General features: G+C 65.3%; 4 protein-coding genes. All 4 read right to left on the bottom strand.

Annotation, left to right across the window (positions count from 1 at the left end; genetic code table 11):
* On the bottom strand, positions 1–524 hold a 524-nt coding region (locus EOD07_RS29385), incomplete at its 3' end, for a trypsin-like peptidase domain-containing protein (protein WP_206519593.1).
* Positions 525–710: 186 nt separating this feature from the next.
* Positions 711–1,472 carry an MBL fold metallo-hydrolase gene (locus EOD07_RS29380; protein WP_127237835.1) on the bottom strand — a complete coding sequence of 254 codons (762 nt, stop codon included), beginning with the start codon at positions 1,470–1,472 and terminating at the stop codon, positions 711–713.
* Positions 1,472–2,638 carry a diphosphate--fructose-6-phosphate 1-phosphotransferase gene (locus tag EOD07_RS29375; RefSeq protein WP_127237834.1) on the bottom strand — a complete coding sequence of 389 codons (1,167 nt, stop codon included), beginning with the start codon at positions 2,636–2,638 and terminating at the stop codon, positions 1,472–1,474. Before EOD07_RS29375 ends, EOD07_RS29380 begins: the two co-directional genes overlap by 1 nt.
* Before the next feature lie 87 nt (positions 2,639–2,725).
* On the bottom strand, positions 2,726–2,820 hold a 95-nt coding region (locus tag EOD07_RS29370; protein WP_164772650.1), incomplete at its 5' end, for a L,D-transpeptidase family protein.

Raw genomic sequence — 2,820 nt, 5'->3', positions numbered from 1 at the left:
ATCTTGAGCACGGCCAGATCGTTCTTGGCGTCGTGGCCGACCAGCTTGGCGGGAAGCTCGGTTCCGTCATCGAGCGTCACCTTGATCGAGCTTGCGCCGTCGATGACGTGATTGTTGGTGACGATCATGCCGTCCGCGCCGACGATGAAGCCGGAACCGAGCGCCTCGGCGCGCTGACCCTGCTGCTGCGGCGGCGTGCGTGGCATCGGCATGCCCTGGTCACCGAAGAACTGCTGGAAGAACTGGTCGAAAGGCGCATTGCCGCCAAGCGGCGAGCCCTCGTCCTGTGGCTGCGCCTTCATGATCGAGGTGATGGTGACGACGGCCGGCTTGGTGACGGCGATGACCGGGGCGAAAGAGCCGTTAGGGGCCGTGATGCCGGCGACTGGCGTCTGCGTCGTCGCGGCCACGGTGCTGAGGCCCGAATTGCTCTGGGCGAAGGAAACGACGACGGGGGAAATGATCAGCGCGGCGCCCAACAGGGCGGCGACGCGATGTCTGCGAAGAATGCTTGAAGGTGACATGGTCGTTCTGTCCGGGCGAGCGTTGATCCGGCGTCGCGGGCGCTCCCATGGGATCATCCGTCGACGTGCCGATGACCGGATCTGCCTGTCTCGCCGTGCATGGCAGCCGGCCGTCTCGACAGACAAGCATCTAGGACGCCTAGTTGCCGTAATTAGGGTTTTGCGGCGACCTTACGAAGATTTAATTCAGGAGGCGCTTACGAACCGCTCTCGCCTGCGCAGATAAGAGGAGGCAATTTCCCGCATTCTGGCGCGGTCGAAACTCGGGCCGTGGCCGCCATGACCGATGCGGATCGGCAGGTCGAGCAGGCGCTGCATGGTGCGGCAATAGGCTGTGCGGTCGGAATCCGGCAGATCGTCGATCAGCATGCCGTCATAAATGGCGTCGCCGGCAAAGAAGAGGCCATCGGCTTCGTCAAACAGCGCGATGGAGTCCGGCGAATGCCCGGGCAGGTGCAGCACGCGGAATTTCCGGTCGCCGAGATCGACGACGTCGCCCTCGTCGAGCGCGCGGGTCAGCGGCGCGGAAGGGATGCGGTAATCGGCTGCCTTCCAGTCCGGCGCCGGCAGCTTTGTGACCGCGCCGTCGAGATTGTGGAACATGTAGGCGTAGGTGACGGCATCATCCATGCGGTCGAACTGCGCCGAGCTCATCTTCGGGCCCATCCGCATCGGGAACTCATGCAGCGAGCCGACATGGTCGAGATGGATGTGGGTAGCGACGACGATCAGCGGCTTGCCGGGCGGCGTGTCGATCTCAGGCGCCAGCGGACGGATGCCCATGCCGGTGTCGACCAGCAGATCCGCGTCACGGCCCTCGAGATGCCACATATTGGCGCGCACGAAATCATGCACGAAGGGTTCGGTCAGCATCGTGGTGGCGGCATCGACTTTCGCCTTGCCGAACCAGTCACCGACCTCAAGCTCGGGCCTCGGGCCGCCGGCCATCAGACGAACGGCTTCCCGACCTTGTATTTTTCCGGCACCAGCCGCTTGAGATAGGCCATGCCGGCTTCCGAAAGCTGGTTGGCGTCCGGCTGCATGAAACCGTCGGGCATATGGCGGGTCTTGCCGGCCACCGCCTTCAGCGGCACCTTCTTCAACACCGTCTTCGACCCGTCATATTGCAGCGCGACCGAGCCGCCGCCTTCGCCGGCGACGGCAACCGCGAAGGCGCCGGCGTCGAAGGCTTCCTTGGCGTCGACGGCGCTGATCGCGCCGACATAACCGCGCGGCATATAGCCCAGCGCGTCGACCCGCGCCCGCTTGCCCGGCAGGCCTTCGGCCAGAGCCCGTTCGCGCGCCGCCGGCAGGTCGCTGCCCGACAGTTTGACGTTGCCGTGCTGGTCGCGCTCGAGCTTGTCCGGCGGCACCAGGCTTTCGACCAGCGCCTTGCCGTCGGCGGTGCTGACGCCTTCCGATACGGCGACGATGCAGCGCTTGTGGCGGTCGAGCTTCTCGCGCACTTCGTCGATGAAACGCTTGGCCGAGAAGGCGCGCTCCGGCACATAGACCAGATGCGGGCCGCTGTCGGGATCGAGCTGCCATGCGGCCGCGGCGGCGGTGAGGAAGCCGGCATGCCGGCCCATGACGATGCCGACATAGATGCCGGGAAGGGCGCGGAAATCGAGATCGACCGAGAGGAAGGCGCCGGCGACGAACTCGGCCGCCGAGATGAAGCCCGGCGTGTGGTCATTCTCCTCGAGATCGTTGTCGATGGTCTTGGGCGCATGCACGAAGGCGATCGAGCCGCCGGCGGCATCGGTCAGGATCTGCTGGGTACCCGAGGTGTCGTTGCCGCCGATATAGATGAAGGCGTCGGCACCCGCCTTCTTCAGGCCGTTGAGGATGACCTCGCAATAGGCGGCGTCCGGCTTGTCGCGAGTCGAGCCAAGGGCGGCGCTCGGCGTGCCCGCAATCAGCCCCAGCCTGTCCTCGGGGATGGCGGACAGGTCGACATAATTGCCGTCGCGGATGCCGCGCACGCCGTGGATCGAGCCCAGCACCTTGGCGCCTGGATGACGCTTACGGATTTCCAGCGTGGCGCCGACGACCGTCTGGTTGATGACGGCGGTGGGGCCGCCGCCTTGCGCGATGACGAAGGTTCCAGCCATGCTTTTCTCTCCCGGGACGAAGGTTTTGAAGGCACCTTCGCCTGTCTTGCGGGATCGCGCAACGGAAGAGTGGGCCGACGGACCCGATCAGACCACGACCACCGGGTTCTTCTTGGAAACGCGGCTGTAGAGGTCGATGATGTCCTGGTTGATCAGGCGCACGCAGCCCGACGACATCGCCT

The sequence above is a fragment of the Mesorhizobium sp. M2C.T.Ca.TU.002.02.1.1 genome, assembly GCF_003997225.1.
The sequence above is the reverse complement of the archived record's forward strand: the minus strand, read 5'-3'. Positions and strand labels throughout refer to the sequence as shown.

Excerpts from the sequence above, each read along its gene's own strand:
- EOD07_RS29375 (WP_127237834.1), bottom strand. The coding sequence starts at position 2,638 with ATGGCTGGAACCTTCGTCATCGCGCAAGGCGGCGGCCCCACCGCCGTC.
- EOD07_RS29380 (WP_127237835.1), bottom strand. The coding sequence starts at position 1,472 with ATGGCCGGCGGCCCGAGGCCCGAGCTTGAGGTCGGTGACTGGTTCGGC.